This window comes from Glycomyces endophyticus, assembly GCF_039531525.1.
In the GTDB taxonomy this organism is placed as follows: Bacteria; Actinomycetota; Actinomycetes; order Mycobacteriales; family Micromonosporaceae; genus Glycomyces; species Glycomyces endophyticus.
In genome coordinates this window covers 697,623-721,031 of sequence record NZ_BAAAQF010000004.1, presented here as the reverse complement: position 1 = coordinate 721,031, position 23,409 = coordinate 697,623, and the positions used below count along the sequence as shown (strand labels likewise).

General features: G+C 72.5%; 22 protein-coding genes and 1 tRNA gene. 11 read left to right on the top strand and 12 right to left on the bottom strand.

The genetic code is table 11. The features are described from left to right. The first annotated feature begins 15 nt into the window (after nt 1-15). From ABD419_RS06495 to thpD, 7 genes are all read left to right on the top strand, one after another. Nucleotides 16-948: a sigma-70 family RNA polymerase sigma factor gene (locus tag ABD419_RS06495; RefSeq protein WP_344483328.1), complete on the top strand. Its 933-nt coding sequence runs from the start codon at nt 16-18 to the stop codon at nt 946-948. A gap of 140 nt (nt 949-1,088) precedes the next feature. After that, complete coding sequence (locus tag ABD419_RS06490) at nt 1,089-1,658, top strand: hypothetical protein (RefSeq protein WP_344483325.1); 570 nt, start codon at nt 1,089-1,091, stop codon at nt 1,656-1,658. Beyond that, nucleotides 1,655-2,605: a nucleoside triphosphate pyrophosphohydrolase gene (locus ABD419_RS06485; protein WP_344483322.1), complete on the top strand. Its 951-nt coding sequence runs from the start codon at nt 1,655-1,657 to the stop codon at nt 2,603-2,605. The genes ABD419_RS06490 and ABD419_RS06485 overlap by 4 nt, the downstream gene beginning before the upstream one ends. Before the next feature lie 74 nt (nt 2,606-2,679). Then, a complete protein-coding gene (ectA, locus tag ABD419_RS06480) occupies nt 2,680-3,327 on the top strand; it encodes a diaminobutyrate acetyltransferase (RefSeq protein WP_425555942.1) in 648 nt (215 codons plus the stop codon). A gap of 105 nt (nt 3,328-3,432) precedes the next feature. Next, entirely contained in the window at nt 3,433-4,707 is a 1,275-nt protein-coding gene (gene ectB, locus ABD419_RS06475) for a diaminobutyrate--2-oxoglutarate transaminase (protein ID WP_344483319.1), read from the top strand. Beyond that, nucleotides 4,704-5,117, top strand: coding sequence for an ectoine synthase (locus ABD419_RS06470; RefSeq protein ID WP_344483316.1), 414 nt, complete (start codon nt 4,704-4,706; stop codon nt 5,115-5,117). The genes ectB and ABD419_RS06470 overlap by 4 nt, the downstream gene beginning before the upstream one ends. Before the next feature lie 45 nt (nt 5,118-5,162). Continuing rightward, nucleotides 5,163-6,050, top strand: coding sequence for an ectoine hydroxylase (thpD, locus tag ABD419_RS06465; protein ID WP_344483313.1), 888 nt, complete (start codon nt 5,163-5,165; stop codon nt 6,048-6,050). Nucleotides 6,051-6,209: 159 nt separating this feature from the next. Here thpD and ABD419_RS06460 read toward each other — a convergent pair whose 3' ends face one another. From ABD419_RS06460 to ABD419_RS06445, 4 genes are all read right to left on the bottom strand, one after another. After that, a complete protein-coding gene (locus ABD419_RS06460; protein ID WP_344483310.1) occupies nt 6,210-7,832 on the bottom strand; it encodes a hypothetical protein in 1,623 nt (540 codons plus the stop codon). Between the two features lie 21 nt (nt 7,833-7,853). Continuing rightward, complete coding sequence (locus tag ABD419_RS06455) at nt 7,854-8,369, bottom strand: SigE family RNA polymerase sigma factor (RefSeq protein WP_344483307.1); 516 nt, start codon at nt 8,367-8,369, stop codon at nt 7,854-7,856. A 154-nt stretch (nt 8,370-8,523) separates the two neighbouring features. Further along, nucleotides 8,524-9,126: a permease prefix domain 1-containing protein gene (locus ABD419_RS06450; protein WP_344483304.1), complete on the bottom strand. Its 603-nt coding sequence runs from the start codon at nt 9,124-9,126 to the stop codon at nt 8,524-8,526. Then, on the bottom strand, nt 9,123-9,440 hold the full coding sequence (locus tag ABD419_RS06445) for a PadR family transcriptional regulator (protein ID WP_344483302.1): 318 nt from the start codon (nt 9,438-9,440) through the stop codon (nt 9,123-9,125). The genes ABD419_RS06450 and ABD419_RS06445 overlap by 4 nt, the downstream gene beginning before the upstream one ends. A gap of 69 nt (nt 9,441-9,509) precedes the next feature. Between ABD419_RS06445 and ABD419_RS06440 the strand changes: the two genes are divergently transcribed. Next, nucleotides 9,510-10,094, top strand: coding sequence for a hypothetical protein (locus ABD419_RS06440; RefSeq protein WP_344483299.1), 585 nt, complete (start codon nt 9,510-9,512; stop codon nt 10,092-10,094). A 130-nt stretch (nt 10,095-10,224) separates the two neighbouring features. After that, nucleotides 10,225-10,299 (top strand) — tRNA-Gln (locus ABD419_RS06435). Nucleotides 10,300-10,406: 107 nt separating this feature from the next. Here the strand turns inward: ABD419_RS06435 and ABD419_RS06430 are convergent. From ABD419_RS06430 to ABD419_RS06420, 3 genes are read right to left on the bottom strand one after another with little or no spacing between them, the layout of a single operon-like run. After that, entirely contained in the window at nt 10,407-11,303 is an 897-nt protein-coding gene (locus ABD419_RS06430; protein WP_344483297.1) for a DUF1996 domain-containing protein, read from the bottom strand. A 53-nt stretch (nt 11,304-11,356) separates the two neighbouring features. Beyond that, nucleotides 11,357-13,510 (bottom strand): discoidin domain-containing protein, encoded by a 2,154-nt coding sequence (locus ABD419_RS06425; RefSeq protein ID WP_344483294.1) that lies wholly within the window; start codon nt 13,508-13,510, stop codon nt 11,357-11,359. Nucleotides 13,511-13,536: 26 nt separating this feature from the next. Beyond that, complete coding sequence (locus ABD419_RS06420) at nt 13,537-15,390, bottom strand: hypothetical protein (protein ID WP_344483291.1); 1,854 nt, start codon at nt 15,388-15,390, stop codon at nt 13,537-13,539. 226 nt (nt 15,391-15,616) lie between these two features. Here ABD419_RS06420 and ABD419_RS06415 point away from each other — a divergent pair, with 226 nt between their 5' ends. Continuing rightward, nucleotides 15,617-16,648, top strand: coding sequence for a LacI family DNA-binding transcriptional regulator (locus tag ABD419_RS06415; RefSeq protein ID WP_344483288.1), 1,032 nt, complete (start codon nt 15,617-15,619; stop codon nt 16,646-16,648). Nucleotides 16,649-16,651: 3 nt separating this feature from the next. Here ABD419_RS06415 and ABD419_RS06410 read toward each other — a convergent pair whose 3' ends face one another. From ABD419_RS06410 to ABD419_RS06400, 3 genes are all read right to left on the bottom strand, one after another. After that, the gene (locus ABD419_RS06410; RefSeq protein ID WP_344483285.1) at nt 16,652-17,905 is read right to left on the bottom strand and encodes an MFS transporter; all 1,254 of its coding nucleotides are present in this window, start codon (nt 17,903-17,905) and stop codon (nt 16,652-16,654) included. A gap of 41 nt (nt 17,906-17,946) precedes the next feature. Next, on the bottom strand, nt 17,947-18,393 hold the full coding sequence (locus ABD419_RS06405) for a MarR family winged helix-turn-helix transcriptional regulator (RefSeq protein ID WP_344483282.1): 447 nt from the start codon (nt 18,391-18,393) through the stop codon (nt 17,947-17,949). Nucleotides 18,394-18,550: 157 nt separating this feature from the next. Beyond that, on the bottom strand, nt 18,551-19,984 hold the full coding sequence (locus tag ABD419_RS06400) for an alpha/beta hydrolase family protein (RefSeq protein ID WP_344483279.1): 1,434 nt from the start codon (nt 19,982-19,984) through the stop codon (nt 18,551-18,553). 134 nt (nt 19,985-20,118) lie between these two features. On the opposite strand from ABD419_RS06400, the gene ABD419_RS06395 reads away from it, so the two are divergent. After that, nucleotides 20,119-20,649 (top strand): NUDIX hydrolase, encoded by a 531-nt coding sequence (locus tag ABD419_RS06395; protein WP_344483276.1) that lies wholly within the window; start codon nt 20,119-20,121, stop codon nt 20,647-20,649. On the opposite strand, the gene ABD419_RS06390 is transcribed toward ABD419_RS06395, so the two are convergent. Beyond that, nucleotides 20,643-21,764, bottom strand: coding sequence for an ARPP-2 domain-containing protein (locus tag ABD419_RS06390; RefSeq protein WP_344483274.1), 1,122 nt, complete (start codon nt 21,762-21,764; stop codon nt 20,643-20,645). The two genes, ABD419_RS06395 and ABD419_RS06390, sit on opposite strands and share 7 nt — an antisense overlap. After that, a complete protein-coding gene (locus ABD419_RS06385) occupies nt 21,752-23,194 on the bottom strand; it encodes a hypothetical protein (protein ID WP_344483271.1) in 1,443 nt (480 codons plus the stop codon). Before ABD419_RS06385 ends, ABD419_RS06390 begins: the two co-directional genes overlap by 13 nt. Nucleotides 23,195-23,409 lie beyond the last annotated feature (215 nt).

The window sequence follows — 23,409 nt, the reverse complement described above, 5'->3', positions numbered from 1 at the left end:
GCCTACACTGACCGCATGGACACCGCCTTGGAGCGCTTCGAGGCCGGCCGGACCCGGCTGGCCTCGCTGGCGTACCGCCTCCTCGGCTCCGCCGCCGACGCCGAGGACGTCGTCCAGGACGCGTTCCTGCGCTGGCACGCCGCCGACCGCGACCGCATCGAGGTCCCCGAGGCCTGGCTGACCACAGTGGTCACCAACCTCGCCCTCGACCGCCTCCGCTCGGCCCAGGCCCGCCGCGAGCGCGCCGTCGGCGACTGGCTCCCCGAGCCGCTCCTCGACGGCGACCCGATGCTCGGCCCGCAGGACACCGCCGAGCAGCGCGAGTCCGTCTCGATCGCCGTCCTCCTCCTGCTGGAGCGCCTCACCCCGACCGAACGCGCGGTCTACGTCCTCCGCGAGGCCTTCTCCCACTCCCACAAGGAGATCGCCGCGATCCTCGACATCACCGAGTCGGCGTCCCAGCAGCACGCCCGCCGGGCCCGCCTCCACGTCGCCGCCGAACCCCGCACCGAGGTCGACCGCGCCGCCGCCCGCGAGATCGTCGACGCCTTCGTCACCGCCGCCTCCTCCGGCAGCACCGACCGCCTCGTCGCCCTCCTCACCGCCGACGCCACCGGCGCCTCCGACGGCGCGGGCCTCCTCACCACCCTGATGCGCTACCGCGGCGCCGAGCACCTCGCCCGCGTCCTCCGCGGCGGCTTCAAACCCACCGAGGCGAAGCGCCGCCTCGCCGGCGGCTCCCCCTCCTTCCACGCCGCCCTCGTCAACCACGCCCCCGCCCTCGTCGCCACCGTCGACGGCCGCGTCGCCGGCACCATCATCCTCACCCTCGACGGCGCCAAGATCGCCCAGGCCACCTCGATCGCCGCCCCCGCCCGCCTCACCCGCCTCGACGCCCAATGGCAGCGCACCCCCTCCCGCGACGACCCCCTCGTCGAAGACTGGTGACCGCCCGGCGCTCCGAATCGAGCGAGGTGGGGGGATTGTGGAGACTTCGGGCGTGAGGCTAAGGTCACAGAGGCCGCCGATGGGGCGGCCCCGAGCCGAAGGACCCTGCTGTGAAAGGCCGTGCTGTGAGACGAAGTGCTGTGCGCACACTGAGACTGGCCGGTGCGGCCTCGATCGCGCTCCTCGCGCTGGGGGCCTGCGGGAGTCAACAGGGGGCGGCGCTGTTCGTGGGGGACGAGCGGGTCTCCGAGGACACGATCGACGGGTACGTCACGACGATCGCCGACCTGCGCGCGGAGCAGGGCGAGGACCTGAGCATCCACGACTACTCCGGCGACCGCGAGCAGGTCGTGGTGTACGTGCTCTACTCCGAGCTCGGGCAGGCGCTCGACCTCGACGCCGAGAGCGGGGCCGGCTCCGACGAGCTGGAGGCCATCGCGGTCGAGGCCGAGTCGTACTTCCAGCAGCTCGTGGAGCGGTCCGAGCCGCGGGCGCTGACCGAGTCCGAGATGGAGGCCGCGATCGCGGCGGCCGAGACGGACGCGAACGTCGCCGGGTACACGCAGGCCGACCTGGAGCTCCTCGCCGGGTTCACCGACGACCTCGCCGGCTACATCGAGGAGTACGACATCTCCGTCAACCCCCGCTACGGCGACTTCGACCTCAGCCCGCTCCCCTCGGTCTTCCCCGTCGAGGTCCCGCAGCGTTGAGCACCGTCACCTGGCTCCTGACCTCACCCCGCATCCCCGCCGGCCTCCTCTCGGTCGAGGCGTGGGACGCACTGCACGAGGCCGAGGCGGTGGCCGCGTTCGACGAGACGCCCGCCGTCGAGGCGATCCGCGACGCCGGGATCGACGTCGACATCGTCGAGGACGCCGCCGGCTTCCTCGAGGAGGGCGGCGTCTGGATCGTCGGCGAGGAGGGCGACGAGGAGCTGCGCGAGGCGCTTGCCGAGTACGTCGCCGGCGGCGAGATCGAGCTCGAGGTCGTCTACGGCTCATGGGATCCGCCCGGCGCGCGCCTGCTCGACCTCGTGGAGGCCGTCGCGCGCCTCCACGCCGAGGACGGCTGCCCGTGGCACCGCGAGCAGACCCACGCGACGCTCGCGCCGTACCTGCTGGAGGAGTCCTACGAGGTCCTCGACGCCATCGCCGGGGACGACCCGGACGAGCTGCGCGAGGAGCTCGGCGACCTGCTGTTCCAGCCGCTCCTGCACGCCTCGCTCGCCGAGGACTTCGACATCGACGACGTCGCGGGGGACCTGGTCGAGAAGATCGTGCGCCGCCATCCGCACGTGTGGGGCGACGCCGATCCCGACGACCTGTACGAGCACTGGAACGAGGCGAAGGCCGCCGAGAAGCCGCACCGCGACCACCCGGCCGACGGCGTCTCACGGCAGCTGCCGTCGCTCGCCTTGGCCGCCAAGGTCATCGAGCGCTTCAGCGACCAGGGCGAGCCGCTCGACCTGCCGACGCTCCCGGACGGGCTCAAGCTGGAGGCCGACGAGGTCGGCGACTTCCTGCTCGCGGCCGTGAGCGCGGCCCGCGCCGCCGGGGTCGACCCCGAACTCGCGCTGCGGCGCGCGATCGGCGAGCGCGCCGGGCTCGAGCCGCTCGACGCGCAGGGCCACGACGCCGAGGAGCCCGACGCCTACTGACACTGTGCGGAAAACTTCACAATATCGTTCGGTTGGCCTTAACAATCGCGGCGAACTTTGTTACGGTCGTCCCCATGCCAACCGGTGACGCAAGTGCCGACGGCCCGGCAGGGGCCGGCACCCAGGTCAGAGGATCGAGCGGCCCCGCGGGGCCGCTCGATCCGGGTCCGCCGTTCGAACTGGGCTCCCCGAGCCCGGCCGACGGCGGACCGATGGAACGGCTCGCCCGCGAATCGGGGGGCCTCGACGTCAACTCCAGGTACGCGTACCTGCTGTGGTGCCGCGACTTCGCGGACACCAGCGTCGTCGCTCGCGCGGGCGGCCGCCTGGCGGGCTTCATCACCGGGTACCGGCGCCCGGCCGCACCTGACACGCTCTTCGTGTGGCAGGTGGCCGTGGGCCCGGACTTCCGCCGCCGCGGACTGGCATCGCGCATGCTCGGCCACCTGGCCGAATCCGTGCGCTCCCAAGGGGTCCGCTTCGTCGAAGCGACCGTGACCCCGGGCAACAAAGCGTCGCTGCACCTGTTCGAGTCGTTCGCGCGAGCGAACGGCGCGGACCTGACGCGCGACGTGCTGTTCTCCGAGCACGAGCTCGGCTCCGGACACGAACCCGAAGTGCTGCAACGCATCGGACCGCTGGTGCGGCCGATCGGGGAGGTCGACGGGCCGCTTGCCCGCCCGGCCGGCCTCCGCGGCGCGGAGGACGGCGTCCGGAGCTGAGCCCGCCCTACCCGGGGACACCCACAGGCGCCGACCCGGGTATGCGCCCGTCCGCACCAGGACGGGAAGCGGGGACCAGCCGATCAGGCCGACCCAGAGAGACTCATGCAGGTTTTCGAACAGGTCGAATCCCAAGTCCGCTCCTACTGCCGCAACTGGCCGACGGTGTTCGCCACCGCCAAGGGCAGCCGCATCACCGACGAGCAGGGAAGATCCTATGTGGACTTCTTCGCCGGCGCGGGTTCGCTCAACTACGGGCACAACCACCCCGCGCTCAAGGAGGCCCTGCTGGCCTACCTGGCCGAGGACAACGTCGTCCACACCCTCGACACCTACTCCACCGCCAAGCGGCGCTTCCTGGAGTCCTTCCGCGACCTCGTGCTCGCGCCGCGCAACCTCGACTACCGCGTCCAGTTCCCCGGACCCGCGGGCAACAACGCCGTCGAGGCCGCGCTCAAGCTGGCGCGCAAGTACACCGGCCGCGAGACCGTCGTGTCGTTCACGAACGGCTTCCACGGCATGACCCTCGGGGCGCTCGCCGTCACCGGGAACTCCATGAAGCGCGGCGGCGCGGGCGTGCCGCTCAACAACGCCGCGACCATGCCGTACGACAACTACATGGACGGGCGCACCCCGGACTTCCTGTGGCTGCGCAGCCTCCTGGAGGACCCCGGGTCCGGCCTCGACCGGCCCGCCGCGGTCATCGTGGAGACCGTCCAGGGCGAAGGCGGCGTCAACGTCGCCTCCGACGCGTGGCTCCGCGGCCTGGAGCAAGTCTGCCGCGAGCACGAGCTGCTGTTCATCGTCGACGACATCCAGATGGGCTGCGGGCGCACCGGCCCGTTCTTCTCCTTCGAGCGCGCCGGGATCTCCCCGGACATCGTCACGCTCTCGAAGTCCCTGTCCGGCATGGGACTCCCGTTCGCGCTCACGCTCATGAAGCCGCACCTCGACGTGTGGGAGCCCGGCGAGCACAACGGCACGTTCCGCGGGTTCGCGCCCGCGTTCGTCACCGCCACCGCCGCGCTCGAGACGTTCTGGCGCGACGACGACCTCACCGCCGCCGTCGACGACCGCGCCGACTGGCTCGACGGCGAGCTCAAGGGCATCGCCGAGTCCCACCCCGAGCTCGGGATCTCCACCCGCGGCAGGGGACTGGCGCGCGGCCTGGTTTTTGAGGACCCCGCGCACGCCGGCCTGGTCTGCCAGGAGGCGTTCGCGAACGGCCTGCTCATGGAGACGTCCGGCGCGGAGGACGAGGTCGTCAAGCTCCTCCCCCCGCTCACCACCACCAGGGACGACTTCGAGGAGGGCATCGGCATCGCGCGCGAGGCCGTCGCGACCGTCGCCAAAGAGGCCGAGGCGAAGGAGGCCGCATGATCGTCAGGCGACTGGAGGACCTCGTCGGGACCGACGCCGACGTCGAAGGGGGCGACCGGGACCGGACCGCCGGCACGTGGCGCTCGCGGCGGCTCCTGCTCGCCCGCGACGGCACCGGGTTCTCCCTCCACGACACCGTCCTCTACGCGGGGACCTCCACGACGATGCACTACGCCAACCACGTCGAGGCCGTCTACGTCATCGAGGGGTCCGCGAAGCTGCGCGACCTCGAGAGCGGCGAGGTCCACGCGCTCGCGCCCGGGACGATGTACGTCCTGAACGGCCACGAGCGGCACGTCCTCGACGTCGAGAGCGACCTGCGCTGCGTGTGCGTGTTCAACCCGCCGGTCACCGGCCGGGAGGTCCACGACGAGGACGGCGTCTACCCCCTCATCACCGAAGACCACTGACGGACCGCGCCGCACTCCGTGCGGCGCAGAGAGGAACGAACGACCATGTCGCCCACCGACCTCTACCCCACCCGGCGGTTCGACGAGCCCCGCCTGATCTACCGCACCGAGGACCCCGCCGTCTGGGGCCGGCCCGCCGACGGGCCGCTCGCGCAGGAGCACCTCGACGCGCACCGGTCCGACGGGTTCACGCCCGTCGAGCAGCTGCTCACCCCCGCCGAGCTCGCGGCGGCGCAGAGCGAGATCGAGCAGCTCCTGCACGACCCGTCCCTTGTCGGGGACGAGCGGGTCGTGCGCGAGCGGACCACCGACGAGATCCGCTCGGTCTTCGACGTCCACAAGATCTCGCCGTTCTTCGCCGCGATGATCCGCGACGACCGGATCGCGGGCGTGGCCCGCCAGATCCTCGGCTCCGAGGTGTACGTCCACCAGAGCCGGATCAACTACAAGCCGGGCTTCGGCGGCGCGCCGTTCGAATGGCACTCGGACTTCGAGACCTGGCACGCCGAGGACGGCATGCCGCGGATGCGGGCGGTCAGCCTCTCGCTCGCGATGACCGAGAACTACCACTTCAACGGCTCGCTGATGATCATGCCGGGCTCGCACCAGACGTTCGTCTCGTGCCTGGGCGAGACCCCCGAGGACAACCACCGGTCCTCGCTGGTCCGGCAGGAGGCCGGCACGCCCGACCACGCGTCGCTGCGCCTCCTCGCCGACAAGCACGGCATCCACCAGTTCACCGGCCCCGCCGGCTCGGCGGTCTGGTTCGACTCGAACTGCATGCACGGCTCGAACGGGAACATCACGCCGTTCCCGCGCTCGAACCTGTTCATCGTGTTCAACTCGATCGAGAACTCGCTGGTCGAACCGTTCGCGGCCGAGAAGGCGCGCCCGGAGTACCTGGGCTCGCGCGACTGGCAGATCCTGAACTGACGCGGTCCGGGCCGCGCCGGCCCGCACCGGCGCGGCCCGGACCCGACACGGGTCCCAGCACGGCCGACACAGCAGTCCCGGGGGCGGGACACCGGGCGGGCCCGGCTCGAAGGAGCCGGGCCCGCCCGTCATGTCACGGCTATTGCCGCCGCGGTCCGGTCAGTCGGCCAGGACCGGCTCCAGCTCCGCGTCGTACTCCGGCGCCGGCAGCTGCGCGAGGATGTCAGCCACTTCGTCGGCCGACAGCTCGAAGTCGTCGTTGCCGAACGCCATCCAGACCGACACCGCCCATCCGTCCGGGTCGACGACCGTGATCTCGTACTCGCCCTCGAACCAGCCCTCGGTCGAACCCGAACCGGCGTCCGGCTCGTGCGCGTCGCGCCGCTCCGCGATGTACGCCGTCCGGCCGCCCACCTCCGCCTCGCGGCACTCGAAGTCGGCGCGGCAGTTCGCGAGGTACGGGCCGTTCTGGTCCTCGCCGCTGAACCCGGGCAGCCACCCGCCCGGCAGCGTGTACGTCAGGTCGAAGGAGGCGTCGTCGACCGTGGTGTCGATCGTGGTCGAGTACGGCAGCGTCCCGCTCACGGTGTACTGGTGCAGCCGCACCGCGTCGGGGTCGAGGTACTCCCAGTCGTCGGACACCAACGCCGACGCCGACCCGAGCATCGAGCCCGACGCGATCTCGGAGAGGGCCGCCTCGACCAGCTGCCCGGTGGCCTGCGCGCCCTCCTCGGCCCACTCCTCCCAGGCGAGGTCGGACGCGAGCCAGCCGGTCGGCACGTCGACGACCTGCCCGACCTCGGCGAGTCCGCCGGTGTCGTAGTCGATCTGCGGCATCGCCAGGACCGCGGCCTCGAACGCCGCGGCGTCGACCGGGACCTCCTCCTCGCCATCGCAGCCGGTGTCCCAGGTCGCGCGGAGGCCGGCCGCGTTCGGGTACGTGACCGCGAGCGTCGTCTCGCAGTCGTCCACAGCGGTGTACAGGGTCCGGCCGTCGTCCAGCTCCCTGGTCTCGAGCGACCCCGTGTCCTCGATGAGGTGCTGCGGGAAGAACTGCTCCGAGGTCGGGCCGGGCTCGGCGGTCCAGCCGCCCGGCAGCAGCGCCTCGACTTCGAGCAGGTGCCGGTTCCAGTCCTCGGCCTCCGGTTCCTGCGCGGCGAGGGCCGTCGCCTCGTAGCTGTAGAGCTGCACCTGGCCGTAGTTGCCGGGCGAGGTGTGCCCGGTGAACACGAACAGGCCGTCGTCCTCGACGTAGCTCAGCTCGGCCTCGGCCTCCTCCAGGCTCAGCTGCATGTCCTCGGCGTACTGGGCGATCTCCTCCTCGGACGGGTCGTTCATGATCGACTGGAAGTCGGACGCCTCGAAGCGCCCGGTCGCGATGAGCAGGTCGTCGAAGGCGTCCCGTCCGGCAGCGGTGAGCTGGTCGGCGACGGCCTGGTCGCCGAAGCCCGAGTCCCCGGGCCAGGGGTAGCCGGCGTTGGCGTAGTCGATCTCCGTCGAGCCCGGGGGCGCGCCGGTGGTCGCCTCCCCTGCCGGGTCGGTCGGGTGGGCCGGGTCGGCCGGGTCGGTCCGGTCGCCCGGGAGGACCCCGGCCGAGAACGCGAGCACGGCGGCGATGGCCGCGACGCTGGTCGCTGAGGCGCCGGTGAGCACCGCGCGGTGCCGGCGCCGGGCCCGGTAGCCGTCGCGCACGATCGCGTCGAGGTCGAACGCCGCGGGCGGCGGCGTGAGGTCGGGCATGCGGTCCCGGAACAGCGCTCCGGGGTCGTCTTGCAGGTTCATGGTCGGTTTCGCTTTCTTCCGCTATGCCCGGGCCGGGACGACGGGGTCGGTGAGGAGGTCGCGCATCTTGGCGATGCCCTTGGCGCTCTGGCTCTTCACGGTTCCCGTCGAGCACCCCATGGCGGCGGCGGTCTCGTCAACGGACAGTTGCTCCCAGAACCGCAGAACGAGCGTGGCCCGCTGCCTGGGCGGCAGCCGGTCCAGCGCGGCGATGAGTTCGAGCCGCGTCTCGACCGCCTCCTGCGGGCGGTCGACGCGCCGCACCGGCAGCTGGTCGCTGGCGCGCTCGCGGCGCACCCACGTCAGGCGGCGGTGGGAGAAGTACACGTTGGTGACGATGCGCCGCACGTACGCGGGCGCACCCCCCGGTTCGACGCGCCTCCACGCGGCGAACATCTTCGTCAACGCCTTCTGCACGATGTCGTCGGCCTCGTACCAGTCCCCGCACAACAGGTAGGCGTACCGCCGCAGGCTGTCTCGCTGCGCCGTCGCGAAGGAACGGAACTCGGCCTCTCGCTGCTGCTCCTCGGTCTTCACTGGGCCTCTTTCAGATGACGGGTAGGGGGCCCGGCGTCGCCCGGATGGGTGGATGGGGCTCGGCCCGGCACGCTCAATACGCCGCCCGGTCCCGCGCGGTTGTCCGACGGCGGCGGGTTTCTCGACGATCCCGCCGCGGGAGACTCAGCGGCCGCTACGCGATCCTGGTGCGCGCCACGGCGAGCGCCCGCGCCGAGGACGCCACGACGACGGCCGACCCGAGGGCCGAGGCGGCGATCAGCGCGGCCCAGAGCCCGGCGGGGCCGCCGCCCTCGCCGAGGGCGCCGATGGCCGCGGAGCAGCCGAGGGCGACGGCCACCTGCGCGAGCCCGAGGCCGCCGCAGAGCGTCGCGGCGCGGCGGTGCAGGTGCCCGGTGAGGACGAGCGCGGCGGTCACGAACGCCGCGGCGGTGGCGGTGTCGGTGACCCTGGCGAGCAGCGTGACCGCGAGGCCGGGGTCGCCGTCGCCGCTGAAGAGGTCCCACATGATCGTCATCGCCGGCAGCGCGGTGACGAGCGTCCACGCGGTCCGCCTCGCCTGCGCCGCGGCGAGTTCGCGCTGGACCTCGGCGGCGACGATCCGCGGCTCGCCGAACTCGGCGGCGGCGTCCCGTGCGGCCTCCTGCGGGGTGAGGCCCGCGCCGATCCGCTCGGCCACGGCGTCCTCGAAGCCGTCGCCGATCTCGGCGAGCATGTCCTCGCGGAGCCGCCGCGGGCCCTTCAAAGGCGCCGCCACCGCGTCGAGGTAGTCGCTCATGCTTCCAGGACCGCGCCCATGACCTCGCGCAGCGACCGCCAGTCGCTCAGGCCCTTCTCCAGGGCCTTCGCGCCGTCGCCGGTGAGCGCGTAGACCCGGCGCCGCCGGCCCGGGCCCTCCGTCCAGGTCCCGCTGATGCTCCCGGCCCGCTCCAGGCGCCGCAGCGCCGGGTAGACCGTGCCGCTCGGCAGGTCGAGCCGGTCGCCGCTGAGCTCCTTGAGCGCCGTGATGATCGCGTAGCCGTGCGCCTCACCGCGGTTGAGCGTGGCGAGGATGAGGGTGTCGAGCTGTCCGTGAATGCCGTCCGCGTCCATGACTCCAGGCTACGCCCCTGATAGGTAGACGGACTTGATATGTAGAACCTCTACATGTAGTCTGGCTACATGAACCGACACCTCGCCACCGCCTCACTCCTCGCCGGCCCCCTGCTCGGCGCCGTCGCCACCTTCTTCTGGGAGAGCGACCGCTACGGCGTCACCGCCAGCGCGATCCTCATGTGCTCCACCGCCGCCTGGATCTACGGCCTCCTCGCCGTCTGGACCCGCGTCGGCGAACGCCGCCCCTGGCTCGGCGCCCTCGGCGCCCTCCTCGCCGTCGCCGGCTTCGCCGGCGGCATGGCCTTCAGCCTCCAGGGCTTCTTCGAGGCGATCTTCGACGTCTCCGGCCCCGACTCCCTCGCCGCCGCCGCCGAGCACCCGATCGCCGCCGCCGTGGTCCTCTGGATCCCCGGCCCGGCCTTCCCCCTCGCCCTCTGCGCCCTCGCCGCCGCCCTCCTCTGGACCCGCCTCGCCCCCCTCTGGCTCTGCCTCCTCCTCTTCGCCTCCGGCGCCCTCTTCCCCCTCAGCCGCATCACCCGCACCGAGTCCATCGCCCACGCCGCCGACCTCCTCATCCTCGCCGCCTTCGCCGCCCTCGCCTACCTCCACCTGCGCCCCCGCCCCGACGACCCCGCCCCTCACCCCGCCTGACCCCCTGCACGCGCAAGCGCCCTTTCAACCGAGTCGTCCCCATCACAGGAACCCGTTTGGAGGGGCGCGAACGCGTCCGGTACAGTTACATCCCGTCGGCGCCTGCAGCTTCGAGGCGCGGCGACACCATTGGGGTATGGTGTAATTGGCAACACGGCTGATTCTGGTTCAGTTGTTCTTGGTTCGAGTCCAGGTACCCCAGCCAACAATTCCGAATACGAACACCAATAGGCCCGCTTTCGCGGGCCTTTCTGCTTGTGCGGGGTCGGTGGCGCGGGAAGGGCCCCGAGCGGAAGCCCGGGGCCCTTCGGGTCAGCGGATGAGTTCGTAGTTCTGGTCGAGGACTTGGCCGCGGTGGGGTTTGTAGAGGTCGTAGCCGCGGGAGTCGCATTGGAGGCCGCCGTTGATGCAGTGGTCGACCATGGCGGCGAGGGTGTCGGGCTCCCAGGCGTTGAAGAAGTCGTAGTGCCAGGAGGAGCCGGGTCCGCTGGCGAGGTGGACGCCGGTCATGTCGCCTTGGACGGGCCAGTGGATCTTGAACTCGATCATCGGGACGGGGACCGGGTGGGTGGAGGGGCAGGAGCCGCTGACGGGGTACGCCATGTGGCTCTTGTGGTTCGGGGAGTCGAGGTTGACGCCGTCCCAGCAGCTGGGGGACTGGTAGCGGATGTTCAGCCACGAGGAGCAGTAGTCGGGGATGTCCCAGTTGAAGAAGGACTCGCCGCACTCGTAGCCCTCGACCTGGCCGGGGGCGTCGGCGAACTGCTGCTCGGTGGCGGTCATGTCGCCGGCGATGAAGCGGAGCCCCTCGGGGAAGGGCTGGACGGCGGTGTAGTCCTCGATGCCGGACTTGTAGTAGACGACCAGGTGCCAGTCGGTGAGGATCGGCTCGCTGCCCCGCAGGAGGGTCGGGAACCAGTACGCGGACTGGTCGTCGGGGACGAGGCACGTGGTCTCGCCCTGCTTGAGGTCGTCGAGGTCGGTGTAGGCGTCGACGTTCGTGTTGCCGATGAAGGTGTGGTTGTGGGAGGCCCCGGGGACGCCGGGGTAGACGATCGGGTCGTCGTTCGCCGTGTGGTCGACGGTGCAGTTGGCCTGGAACTCGTGGTGGGTCACCTCGTCGGCGGCGTTCGCCGTGGGTGCCACGACCAGGGCCGTGAAGGCCGCCGCGAGGCCCGCCAGGGCGATCGCGGCGTGTCGCAGTCGCATCTCGGTCTCCTTTCGAAGGGGGCGGGCCGCGCAGGCGGCCCGCCCGCGGATCATCAGGTGTAGACGCCGAACTCGTAGAGCGAGAAGCCCCACTCGGTGGCGCGGTCGGTGCAGAGGACGCGGACGTAGCGGCCCGCGCCGGAGAGCTGGAGGGTGTCCGCGCCGCCGTTGCCGCCGGTCGCGGTGTGGATGGTCGTCCAGTCGGCGCCGTTGTCGGACACCTGGATCTGGTAGCCGGTGGCGTACGCGGTCTCCCAGACGAGCTGGACGGCGTCGAAGTCGCGGCGGGAGCCGAGGTCGACGCGGAGCCACTGGTCGTCGGCCCACTCGCTGGCCCAGCGGGTCGCGAGGTCCCCGTCGACCGCCGCGGCGGGCGTGAGGCCGCCCCACTCCTGGAACGTGGAGGCCTCGGCCGGCCGGTTCAGGGCGATGTTCTCGCCGTCGACGTCGGGGAGCGTCACCTGGAAGGAGCGGCTCTCGACGCCGACGTTGCCGTGGCCGTCCTCGACCCAGACGTACAGCTTCCACACCCCGAGGATCTCGGGCGCGCGGATCGCGATCGTGCCGTCGGCGTTGACGGTGTAGTCCGCGAGGAGCATGTCCCACGAGCCGTTGACGTAGGCGCTGTTGACCATCGGGATGTACTCGAGCGCGTCCCCGTCGGGGTCGGACACGTCGAGGTCCACGATGAACTCCTCGCCGCCGACGACCGGGCCGTCGAGGCCCAGGTCCATGCCGGTGATCACCGGCGGCGTGTTCGCCTGGGCGGTGCCGCCGTAGGCCTCGGCGACCGCGTAGAATGACAGGCGCCGGTTGCCGCCGGGGTACAGGTTGAACCAGACGCCGCCGAAGTCGCCCTCGGTGCCGAAGTGGAACATGGTGGCGCCCAGGGCCACACCCTCGTGGCCGATGATGCACTCCCACGCCTCGGTGTACGCGGCGGCCTTGTCCACGTCGGACGGTTCGTCGGGCACGCCGTTCGCGTCGTCGGGGACCTCCCACTCGCCGGCCGGGCCGGTCTCGGTGATGACGTACGGCCGGTCGTACCCGCCGGCCTCCCAGGCCTCCTGCACGCCGCAGATGTCGCCGTAGGAGTTGACGGCCAGCAGGTCGAGGTCGGGGGAGTTCGCCTCGTAGTACGGCCAGGCGCCGGTCCACGCGTCGGTGGAGGTCACCGGGTGGTCGGCGTCGATCGCGTGGATCGCCACCGCCACGTCGTTGACGAACGAGGTGTACGCGTTGCGCTGGGCTTCGAGCGCCGCGCCGGAGTAGCAGTTCTGGAGCCCGAGGACGGACTCGTTGCCCACGTTCCACATCAGGACCGCCGGGTGGTCGCGGTAGGTCTCGACCCAGCCGGTGATGTCGCTGAGCGCCTGGTTCTTGTACGTCGTGTCGGTGGTGTAGTCGATGCACCCGCCCGAGCCGGGCCCGCCTCCGGGGAGGAGCCAGAACCCGAGCATGACCCTGACGTCGTGCGCGGCGGCCGCGTCGAGCAGCGGCAGCGAGGACGCGTCGGTGCCCCACGTGCGCAGCGTGTTCACGCCCATCGCGGCGACCTCCGGCATGAGCGCGGCGGCCTCGGCGGGGGACGGGCCCCACGTGAGGCCCTTGATCGTGAACGGCTCGTCGTCGACGGTGAGCTGCCAGTTCCCCTGGGAGCCGATCACCTCGACCTCGGCGGGCCCGTCGGGGACCTCGGTGCCGCCGCCCGCGGCGCAGCCGTAGACGTCGAAGCTCCAGAGGGAGTACCCGTACCCGCCGACGCGGTCGAGGCCCTGCATCCGCACGTAGCGTCCGGTCGCGTCGAGGGTGATCGACTCGGCGCCGCCGCCCCCGGAGGACTCGGTGAACGCGGTGGTCCACGTGGACCCGTTCGCCGACACCTGGATCTCGTAGGCGGTCGCGTACGCGGCCTCCCACACGAGCTCGACCCGCGAGAGGTCGAACTGGCCGCCGAGGTCGACCTGGATCCACTGGTCGTCGCTGAACTGCGAGGACCAGCGGGTGCCCGGGTCGCCGTCGAAGGCCGCCGACGCCGGGGTGTAGTCCGAGTTCTCCTCGGAGGAGGCCGAGGCGGGCCGCTGGTGGGACAGCAGCGCCTCCTCTTCCTGTGCCTGCGCCGGCGCCAGGGCCACGGCCCAGGCGGCGGCCGCGCAGAACAGCGCCGTCAGCGCCGCGATCGCTCTGCGGGACAAGGGGGTTCGCATCAAAGCTCCTGTTCGGGTTCGAGGGGTCACGGGTACGCCACCACGTAGCTGGTGAAGGAGTCGGCGTCGACCTGGTCGCCGGTCTCGTTGACGACGCGGCGGATGGTGCCGACGCCGCCGAGGGACACGCTCACCAGGGAGGTGAGCCGGATGCCGCCGTGGCCGGGGGTCTCGAAGACCCGGTCGCACACGACGTTCGGGTTGACGTTGAAGAAGCAGTAGCCGCCCCCGCCCCACAGGGCGTGCTCGGCCACCGAGTCGTCCACTTTGTACGACGCCCAGCCGTTGGCGCCGGTGCGCCAGGTCGCCTGGTCCGGCGGGTCGTAGGGCATCTCGTTCTGGAAGAAGTACGTGCGGCCGCGCTCGCCGGCCCAGACCACCTGGTACTCCTGGTAGTGCTCGGCGAAGAGGCCGTACGCGGTGACGTCGTCGCCGTGGACGACCATGCCGTTGGCCGCCGGGTTGACGTCCCAGCCGATTCCCTCGCCGTGGTCGCCGCGCCACAGCCACAGGTGGTCGGCGATGACGTGGCGGGAGTTGATCTCGAGGCTCACGCGCGCCGAGCCGGGGTGCGCGCCGCCGATGCGCGCGAACAGGTCGTGGAGCGAGACCGGGTCGGCGCTGTGGTCGCCGGTCGACCCGGGCGGGCCGACCTGGACCAGGACGTCCGACTCGGCCTCGCCGGCGTCGATGAGGAGCCCGGCGATGACCGCGCCGTCCACGTCGGCGACGGCGATCGCGGTCTGGCCGCCGGTCGGGATGATCGTGGCGAGGCCGAGCCCGAGGACCACGGTCCCCGGCGCGGTCACGTGCAGGGTCTGGTCGAACTCGTGGACCCCGGGCGTGAAGAGCAGGTGGCGCCCTTCGGAGAGCGCCCGGTTGACGGTGGCGACGTCCTCGCCGGGGTTGACGACGTAGAACTCCGCCAGCGAGATCGAGGTGCCCGCGGGGGCGCCGCCCTCCCAGCTGGTGCCGGTCGCGTCGCGGCGGATCGCGGGCTTGAACACCCGGAACTCGCCGTCGGACGCGGTGTAGAGGAACGGCTTCTCGCGGATGACGGGGGTGCGGTCCACGACGGTGTGGGACGGGTCGGGGAAGTGGTTCGCGGGGGCGCCGCCGGTGCCGACGAACACCATGTTCCACACCGAGCCCGACCATCCCCCTTGCAGGTTCGAGTTGCGGGTGAAGAACTGCTGCTGCGAGCCGGAGACGACCCGGCCCGAGAACCGGGAGTCGGCGAAGAACCCGCCGGAGGCCCAGCCCTCGAACCCGTCCCACAGCTGCATCTCGGTGGTCCGCAGGTCGATGCGGCGGAACGGGGCCGCCTGGGAGACCGCCCACCGGGCGATCTGGCCGGCGGGGTTGCGGATCGCGAGGTTCTCGACCGAGCGCCAGAAGTTCTGGGTGGCGTTGCCGAGGTAGTCGGGGCGGTCGTCGCCCTGGGGGAGCCAGTCGGCCTCGACCCGGACGTGCCCGTCGATGACGGTGTCGCCGGGCAGGAGCCCGAGCCCGGCGACCTGCGTGTAGAACCGCAGGTCGATGTCGGCGGCGTAGGTGCCGGGGCGGAACAGCACGGCGTGCCGCTCGCGCCCGAACTGGTTGGTGCGCATCGAAGCGGTGATGGCGTCGACCGCGCTCTGGATCTCGGCGGCCGGCGTTGACGGGCCGAACACGAGGGTGTTCGGGCCGAGGTCGGGGTCGTAGGCGTCGGTCGGCGGGAGCACGTCCGGGTCCTCGCCGCACGCGCCGGCGGGCTGGGCCTGCGCCCGGGCCACGACGCTGCCGGTGCCGATGCCCGCGGCGACGGCCGCGGCGGCCGCGCCGCCGAGCGCCGCCCGGCGTCTGAAGCCGCGGTGGTCCGGTGGGGATTGTTCCTGCATATGGGCCTCCAGAGAGGTTCGGAAGGGAAGGAACGGAGGGATCGTTGCCGGGCTGTATGGGAGAGCGCTCTCCCATGAACTCATGCTAAAACGAGTATTTCGAGATTGTCAAGTTCTTCGATATATAGATAATCCGCCCGAAACAACGACCGTTTCGCGAACTTCGCCCCTGGGAGCGGCTTCTCTTGCGGGAGAGCGATTTCCGAGAGCGTGCTATAACTGGTCGATGAGCGCTGATCCCTCCCCGACGCTTGAGGACGTCGCGCGCGTCGCCGGCGTCTCGCGCGCGACGGTCTCGCGGGTCATCAACGAGACCCGCAACGTGGCGCCCGAGATCCAGGAGGTCGTGCGCCGCGCGGTCGAGGCCACCGGGTACGTCCCGAACCGGGCCGCGCGGTCCCTCGTGACCCGCCGCAGCGAGGCCGTGGGCGTGGTCGTGGCCGGGACCGACCTGAGCGACAGCCTGAACGCCGGCCAGTTCCTCACCGACCCGTTCTTCGGGCGGCTCCTCACCGGCATCATCGGCGCCCTGAAGCCGCGGGGGATCTTCCCGGCGCTCATGCTCGCCGAGAACGAGGCCGACGACCTCGCGATCACCGCGTACTTCAAGCAGGGCAACGCGGACGGGGCCCTGCTGATCTCCACGTACCCCGACGAGCGGCTGCCCGGGATGCTCGCCGAGGTGGGCCGCCCCTCGGTCCGCTTCGCGCGCCCCGCCCGCCCCGCGCCGGTGAGCTATGTGGACCTCGCGCACCGCGAGGGGGGCCGCATGGCCGCCGCGCACCTCGCCTCGGTCGGCCGCCGCCGGCCGGTCGCGATCACCGGTCCGATGGAGATCCCCGCGGCCCAGGAGCGCCAGGCCGGCTACGAGGAGGGCTGGGCCCGCCACGGCTGCCCGTTCGTGCCGTCGGTCGAGGGCGGGTTCACCTACGACAGCGGCGAGCGCGCGATGAAGGAGCTGCTCGACCGCGTGCCCGACCTGGACGCGGTGTTCGCCGCGAGCGACCTCATGGCGCAGGGTGCGATCCACGCGCTGGGGGACCACGGGCGGCGCGTCCCCGAGGACGTGGCCGTCGTCGGCTTCGACGACAGCGCCCCGGCCCGCCTGAGCCGCCCGGGGATCACCACGATCCGCCAGCCGCTGGAGGAGATGGCCGCCGCGATGGTGCGCCTGCTGCTCCAGCGGATCGAGGACCCGTCGCCGGACCCGACGTCGGTCATCTTCGACCCGGTGCTGGTGCTGCGCGAGTCCGCTTGAGTCTCAGACCTCGTCGCCGACGGTGATGAGCTGCGCCTCGGCCTCGGCGTCGGCGTGCGGGCGCGTCAGGTGCGCGAGGGTCCGCTTCCCGAAGGCCAGCACCGCGATCGACGCGGCGAGGGCCGCCACGGCGAACCAGTACGGGGCGCCGTCGCCCCAGGCCCCGGCGATCGAGCCGGTGACGGCCGGGGCGATCGCGCCGCCGAGGAACCGCACGCCCGAGTACGTGGAGGACGCCACGCCGCGCGGCAGGTCGGTGGCCTCCATGACGGTCTCGGTGAGGGCCGTGTTGAGCACGCCGAGGAACAGGCCCGCGAGGATCACCACGACGACCAGCACCTGCACCGATTCGACGCCGATCCCCATGACTGCCATGCCGACCGCGAGGAGGCCGAACATCGAGTACAGGACCGGGAGCAGTCCGAACCGGCGCGTCAGGATCGGGGCGACGAACACCGAGGTGACCGCGAGCGCCGCGCCCCAGCCGAAGAACACCAGGCCGAGCTCGTGCGCGCCGAAGTCCATGCCGGCCTTCGCGGCCGCGGCCTCGAGCGGGTACGGGGTGTACGCGAGCAGCGTGAAGAACGCGTAGTTGTAGCACAGGGCGGTGCCCGCGAGCGTCAGCAGCGCCGGTTCGCGCACGGCCGCGAGGCCGGCGGTGAACGGCACCGGTTCGGGCTTCGCGTCAGGGGCCTTGAGCAGCACGAGGATCGCGACGAGCGCGATCGCCATGAGCGCGGCCGTGCCGAAGAACGGCCCGCGCCACGAGGCCTCGCCGAGCGCGCCGCCCAGCAGCGGGCCCACGGCCATGCCGATGCCGAGCGCGGCCTCGTAGAGGATCACGGCCTGGCGGGAGCCGCCGCTGGCCGCGCCGACGATCGCGGCGAGCGCGGTCGAGATGAACAGGGCGTTCCCCAGGCCCCAGCCGGCGCGGAAGCCGATGATCTGGCCGACGGTGTCGGAGGCGCCGGCGAGGCCGGCGAAGACCACGATGAGCGCGAGGCCGACCACGAGCGTGCGCTTGACGCCGACGCGGCTGGAGATGAAGCCGCTGAAGAACATCGCGACCGCGGTGATGAGCAGGTAGCTGGTGAACAGCAGCATCGTCTGGGACGGCGAGGCGTGCAGCCCCTCGCTGATGGCGGGCAGGATCGGGTCGACGAGGCCGATCCCCATGAACGACACCGCGCAGGCGAACGCGATGGCCCACACCGCCGTCGGCTGGCGCAGGATCGACGGCTGCTTCGATTCGGGCATTCGGGCGCTTCTTCCTTGTGCACGGGGCGGGGCCCCGGGGTTCATTCCTGGTTGAGCCGGTCGGCGAGCTCCTGGAGCAGGTCGGCGGCCCGGGCGAGCACGGCCAGGTCGGCCTCGCCGAGCGATTCGAGCGCGGGCCGCACCTTCGCGGCGGCGCGCATGCGGAACTCGTGGAGCTCGGCGGCCCCGGCCTCGGTGAGGCTGACGACCGTGGCGCGGGCGTCGGCCGGGTCGGCGCCGCGGGCGACGAGGCCGTCGGCTTCGAGGCGGTTCACGGCGGCGGTCATCGCGGGCTGGGTGATCGCCTCGCGCACGGCGAGCTCGCCGATGCGCAGGTCGCCCTCCTGCTGGAGGTTGGCGAGCGCGCGCAGGGCGATGAGGGACCGCTGCGTGCCGGCCCGGCGCGAGGCGGTGCGCGCGAACCGGCTCCCCTGGGAGACGAGGCGCGCGGCCAGCTGGTCGATGCCCTCGGGGCTCCGTGAAACCATAAGGAAAGTATATACACGCTTTATGCAAACCGGCGACGGCGCGGCGGCGACGACAGGAGCTCCCGCCCACGGAACCCCGACGACAGCACCCGTGACGGCCTCCAACACCAGGGACGCCCGGCGGCGCACCGCCGGGCGTCCCTCTCCGCACCCGTCCCTAGACCACGAGCCCCCAGTAAGCGCCCCAGGGGATCAGCAGCGCCACACCCGCCAGCAGCATCCCGAACCGCACCTGCGAGCCCCCGCTCATCCGGGCCCGGCGCCGCCCCCACTGCACCGCGAGCGCGACCGCCGCGAGCACCGTCACCACCGCCGCGACCTCCAGGACCAGCCACGGCAGCGGCCGCCCCGCGACCACCGGCCCGAGCAGGCTCTGCGCACCGGTGACGAGCATCCAGCCGACGTACCCGGCCGCCAGCACCGGCAGCAGCACCCCGATCGACGCCACCGTGCGCGACGCCCACGTCGCCTCCAGCGGACCCCGCCTCCCGATCCTCCGCACCAGCGCCGCCACCGGATACGCCAGGAACAGCACCGCGAACAGCGCCACCTCCGCGACCAGCGCGTACGCCGTGGCGAACCACGGCGGCGACGCCACCGGCCCGGGCTCGACCGCCGCCGCCGGGATCGGGTCGACCACCACGCCCGACTCGCCGGCCGCGAGGCCGTGGATCCACCCGGTCACGGTGTCGACGTACCCGCCCGGGCTCCGGTCGATCAGATCGCGGTCGTAGTCCTCGCCCTTGGTGCCGTCGACCGTGGGCACCATCCGGTGGTCCACGCCCGGGATCAGTCGCAGCGCGTAGTTCCCGTTCCCGCCCGCGTCGAGCGCGTCCCGGTACCGCTCCATCGTCGGCCCCGACGGCGTGTTCAGGTCGAACTCCGCGAACACCCCGAGGAACGGCCGGTCCAGCTCCCGCAGCGGCGGGAGCGGGTCGTACCCGTGGAGCCGGAACAGGTCGTCGGCCACCAGCGCCGCGATCCACTGCACGCCGAGGGGTTCGCCGAGCCGCTCGTCCACGCCCTGCCGGGCCAGCTCGCTGCGGTTCATCCACGCCTGGGTCGCCTCGGGCGTGAGCGCGCTGCCGCCGGAGGTGATCACGAACGCGGCCGCGTCGGAGCGCGCCGACGCCTCGATCACGGTCCACGCGCCCTCGCTGTGCCCGTGCAGGCCCACCAGGCCGGGGTCCGCCTCGGGCCGGGCGCGGAGCGCCTCGACGGCGGCGTTCGCGTCGTCGGCGAGGTCCGCGACGGACCCCTCGATCTGCGAGTAGCCGTCGTCGCCGCCGCGCTTGTCGTAGATCATCGCCACGATCCCGGCCTCGGCGAACGCCTCCGCGTTCGCGCGGTACCGGTCCCGGTCCGGCCCCGGGCCCGCGCCGTGGACGAGCACGACCCCGGGAAGCCCCTGCGCGCCTTCGGGGGCGATCACGGTCGCGCCGATCTCGCGGTCGCCGCTGGTGAACGTCACCTCCGTCTCGACCAGGCCCGGGGCCTGGGCCGCGGCCGGCGCGGGCGGCGCCAGCGCGACCGCAGCGACGGCCGCGACCGCCACCGCGCCGGTCGTGAACATCGTCTTGAGGGGTGTCATCGCATCGCCTTCCGATGAGGGGGATCTCCTGTTCCCTCAACGTAGGCAGCGGCGCGGGCGCAGAGAATCATGCTGCCCTCCCTCTTGGACCGGGGGTCCGCCTCACCCCCGTGCCGCGCTGGCAGAATGGCCGGGTGCCCATCACCATCGCCCACCTGCGCGAACAGCTCACCGCCTACCTGGACCGCTTCCCCGAGTCCGCCGACGAGGTCCAGCCCCTCCTGGACCTCGACTCCGAGGACGGCTTCGACCGCGCGACGCTGCCCGGCCACGTGACGGCCTCGGCGATCGTCCTCGACGAGTGCGGCGCGGTGCTCCTGATCCACCACCGAGCCCTCGACCGCTGGTTCCAGCCCGGCGGCCACCTCGAACCCGGCGACGAGTCCCTCCCGGCCGCGGCGCTGCGCGAGGCCGTGGAGGAGACCGGCCTCGACCCGATCGGCCTGGAGCTCATCGAGCGGTTCCCGATCCACGTCGACGTGCACCCGATCCCGGCGAATCCGCGCAGAGGCGAAGGCGCGCACGACCACTACGACGTGCGGTACCTGTTCCGCTGCACGCGCGGCGAGCTGCGGCCGCGCACCGAGGAGGTCCACGCCGCCGAGTGGCGGCCCGCGGGCGACCTCGACAGCGCCGTCCTCGTCGAGCGGCTGCGGGCCTACTGACCGCGGCGGCGCGCGGCCAGTTCGCGGTCGACGACGTCGCGGCGGAGCATCCAGTCGAGACCGGAGTTGTGCAGCAGCGCCACCAGCGCCGGCCTGGTGAGGCCGAGGTGGTCGGCGGTCCGGTCGAGGTGCCATTCGTTCGCGGCGAGCGCTTCGAGGAGGCGGCCGCGGCGGACCTGGGTCTCGGAGAGGCGGAACGACTGGAGGAACGCGGGGCGGCCCTTCGCGTCCAGGATCGCCTCGCCCACATGGGTCTCGGTGCCGGCGCTGAACGAGGGCCGGTACCGCACGAGCCGGAAGCCGGCCATCGCGTACGCCTCGGCGAAGTGGTAGTCGGGGCCCAGCAGGCCGCCGGCCAGGGTGCCGTCGTGGAACTCGGCCCAGTCGCGCTGAACGGCCGCGACCTGTGCCCGCAGGTCCGCGATCGAGTCCACTTCGGATGCGTCGAGGCGGGGCTCGAACTCCGGCGCCGAGTGGTACAGCATGGAGTACCGCCAGATCAGCTCCCCGTAGGAGTCCTCGATGAGCGTCGGGTGGAGGGCCCGGTAGTCGTCGGGGTGCGGGGTGACGAGGACGCCGGAGAGGGCGTCGGCGACGTACACGAGCACGCCGCACTGCCCGGGGTGGATCTCGAAGACGCGCAGGGCGTCGCCGAGGCCGTCGACGAGGAATCCCAGGTGGGTGCGGTCGGGTTGGGGCGCGATGCCGTGCCGGAACGCGCGGGTCGACCACTCCTCCCATGCGATGACCGGGGCCTTGAACGCGATCGGCAGGTAGGTCTCCAGGGCGCCGCGGCGGGGGACGAAGCGGACGCGGGTGCGCCGCTCGCCGAACTTCGACTTCGCCCGGGGCCGCCGCGACCCGTGCACCGTGGTCGTCGGCATGCGGAGCGCGGTGCCGAGCTCGGGCACGCCCGAGCCGTCGCCGGTCCACTCGGCGGTGAGGCCGTGCGGCACGTACCAGCAGCCGTCGCGCGGTGTCCCGGTGTCGGCGAGCGCGCCGGGGTGGATGCGCAGCCCTTCCACGGGCCGCTCGCGCACGAGCGGCACCAGCCGGATCTGGCCCCACACCTGGCCGGGCCGGGTCTCCAGGCCCGCGAACGTCAAGCGGCCCACGGTTCCTCCTCCAGCCAGCGCGTCACGCGGGCGTCGACGGCGGCCCGCAGCTCGGCGAGGCCGACCCGGCCGTCGTCGAAGCGCGCGAACGCCACGAGCTCGGGCAGGTCCTCGGCGTCGCGCACGCCCGCGGTCGGCACGCTCGGGGCGAGGCGGCGCACGCCGATGCCGTCGGCGTCGAACACCGGGTTCAGGTGCACGATCGCGGTGCGCCGCTCGGGGTCGAGCCGCGTGGTCCACACCCGCAGGACCTCGGCGGCGAGGCTCGCGGGGGCGTTGTCCCAGCCGTCGGAGACGACGACGAGCGTCTGCGGCGCGGTCTCCAGGGCGTCGACGATCCGCTCGCCGAGCGCGGTGACGCCGCGGGCCCTCACGAGCAGGGGGTCCTCGCTCCCCGACAGCCACAGCGGCCGGTACTCGCCCGCGAGGGCGTCGAGGAGGACGTGCGCGGCGAGCGCCACCACGAGCGGGCGGCGGCGCTTCTCGGTCGAACCGCTCGCGGAGTACGAGTCGTCGAGGACGGCGGCCACGCGGCCCCAGGTGCCGGCCCGGTCCCCGGCGGCCTTCCGAGCGGACGCGCGGAGCGCGCCCAGCAGCTCCTCGCGGCGCTCCTCGCGCTCCCGTTCGGGGATCGCGAGCACGTACGCGGCCAGGCGGGTCAGCGGCATCCGGCCGAGCGCGGCGGCGTCGAGCGCCACGGCCGCGCCGCCGCTGCGCTGGAGCCGCAGGCGCTCGTTCCGGGTGAGCTTCGGGGCGATCTGCTCCAGGAACACCGCGCGCGGGATGCGGTGCCTCGCCGCGAACCCCTCGGCCACGGTGTAGGGCAGCTCGAACACGGCCGCGCGCTCGTAGTGGGCGCGCCGCCAGGTCTCGAACAGCGGCGTCGCGAAGCGGCGCTTCGGGTCGAACAGGAACGCGGCGACCTCGCCCTCCGCGTCGCCGGGCAGTCCGTCGAGGTCGAGGTGGGCGTGCAGGGCCGCGCGCTTGAGCGCGCCGCGGTACTTCACGGCCTCGAACCCGAGGTCGGTGCGGGCCGTCAGCCACTCGCGCATGACCGCGCGGGTGCGCCGGTTGTTGACCTTGGCCTGCTTCAGGGCCGTGAACAGCCGGTACACGCGGTTCACCGGCAGGTCGCGGAGCGCCCGCCGGATGAGCCGGCCCTCGACCGCCCGCTGCGCGGGCGTCGCGTCGGCGCCGGTCTGGAGCAGCCGCAGCACGATCCGCGCCTTGTTCCGGTCGTTGATGCCGAGGGCGAGCACCGCCGCGTACAGGTCGCGGTAGTTCACGAGCATGTACTCGTGCAGGAAGTCCACCGACCACGCCTGCGCCTCGCGGCCGGTGTGGAACTCGTCCTGGCCGGTGGCGGCGACGGCGGCGTTGACGAACAGCAGCACGTCTTCGGCGGCGACGAGGTCGGCGACGGTCTCCATGGGGGCCTTCGGGGTCGGGGGAGCAGGGGTGCCGACCGGGGAATGATGGGCGCGATGGCGAGAGAACGCTCACAAAACGAATCCGGGAATCGCACCCGAGTCCCGCGGTCGGCCCGTCCAATGTAGCGGCCCGCCGCCGCCGCGCGCGAGCGGAAAAACCAGCATCGGGCCGCGCGGACCGACCGCGACGCGACCGATCCCGCGCGCCACGGGCC

Excerpts from the sequence above, each read along its gene's own strand:
- ABD419_RS06495 (WP_344483328.1), top strand. The coding sequence starts at position 16 with ATGGACACCGCCTTGGAGCGCTTCGAGGCCGGCCGGACCCGGCTGGCC.
- ectA (WP_425555942.1), top strand. The coding sequence starts at position 2,680 with ATGCCAACCGGTGACGCAAGTGCCGACGGCCCGGCAGGGGCCGGCACC.
- ectB (WP_344483319.1), top strand. The coding sequence starts at position 3,433 with ATGCAGGTTTTCGAACAGGTCGAATCCCAAGTCCGCTCCTACTGCCGC.
- ABD419_RS06470 (WP_344483316.1), top strand. The coding sequence starts at position 4,704 with ATGATCGTCAGGCGACTGGAGGACCTCGTCGGGACCGACGCCGACGTC.
- thpD (WP_344483313.1), top strand. The coding sequence starts at position 5,163 with ATGTCGCCCACCGACCTCTACCCCACCCGGCGGTTCGACGAGCCCCGC.
- ABD419_RS06460 (WP_344483310.1), bottom strand. The coding sequence starts at position 7,832 with ATGAACCTGCAAGACGACCCCGGAGCGCTGTTCCGGGACCGCATGCCC.
- ABD419_RS06450 (WP_344483304.1), bottom strand. The coding sequence starts at position 9,126 with ATGAGCGACTACCTCGACGCGGTGGCGGCGCCTTTGAAGGGCCCGCGG.
- ABD419_RS06445 (WP_344483302.1), bottom strand. The coding sequence starts at position 9,440 with ATGGACGCGGACGGCATTCACGGACAGCTCGACACCCTCATCCTCGCC.
- ABD419_RS06440 (WP_344483299.1), top strand. The coding sequence starts at position 9,510 with ATGAACCGACACCTCGCCACCGCCTCACTCCTCGCCGGCCCCCTGCTC.
- ABD419_RS06430 (WP_344483297.1), bottom strand. The coding sequence starts at position 11,303 with ATGCGACTGCGACACGCCGCGATCGCCCTGGCGGGCCTCGCGGCGGCC.
- ABD419_RS06425 (WP_344483294.1), bottom strand. The coding sequence starts at position 13,510 with ATGCGAACCCCCTTGTCCCGCAGAGCGATCGCGGCGCTGACGGCGCTG.
- ABD419_RS06420 (WP_344483291.1), bottom strand. The coding sequence starts at position 15,390 with ATGCAGGAACAATCCCCACCGGACCACCGCGGCTTCAGACGCCGGGCG.
- ABD419_RS06415 (WP_344483288.1), top strand. The coding sequence starts at position 15,617 with ATGAGCGCTGATCCCTCCCCGACGCTTGAGGACGTCGCGCGCGTCGCC.
- ABD419_RS06410 (WP_344483285.1), bottom strand. The coding sequence starts at position 17,905 with ATGCCCGAATCGAAGCAGCCGTCGATCCTGCGCCAGCCGACGGCGGTG.
- ABD419_RS06405 (WP_344483282.1), bottom strand. The coding sequence starts at position 18,393 with ATGGTTTCACGGAGCCCCGAGGGCATCGACCAGCTGGCCGCGCGCCTC.
- ABD419_RS06400 (WP_344483279.1), bottom strand. The coding sequence starts at position 19,984 with ATGACACCCCTCAAGACGATGTTCACGACCGGCGCGGTGGCGGTCGCG.
- ABD419_RS06385 (WP_344483271.1), bottom strand. The coding sequence starts at position 23,194 with ATGGAGACCGTCGCCGACCTCGTCGCCGCCGAAGACGTGCTGCTGTTC.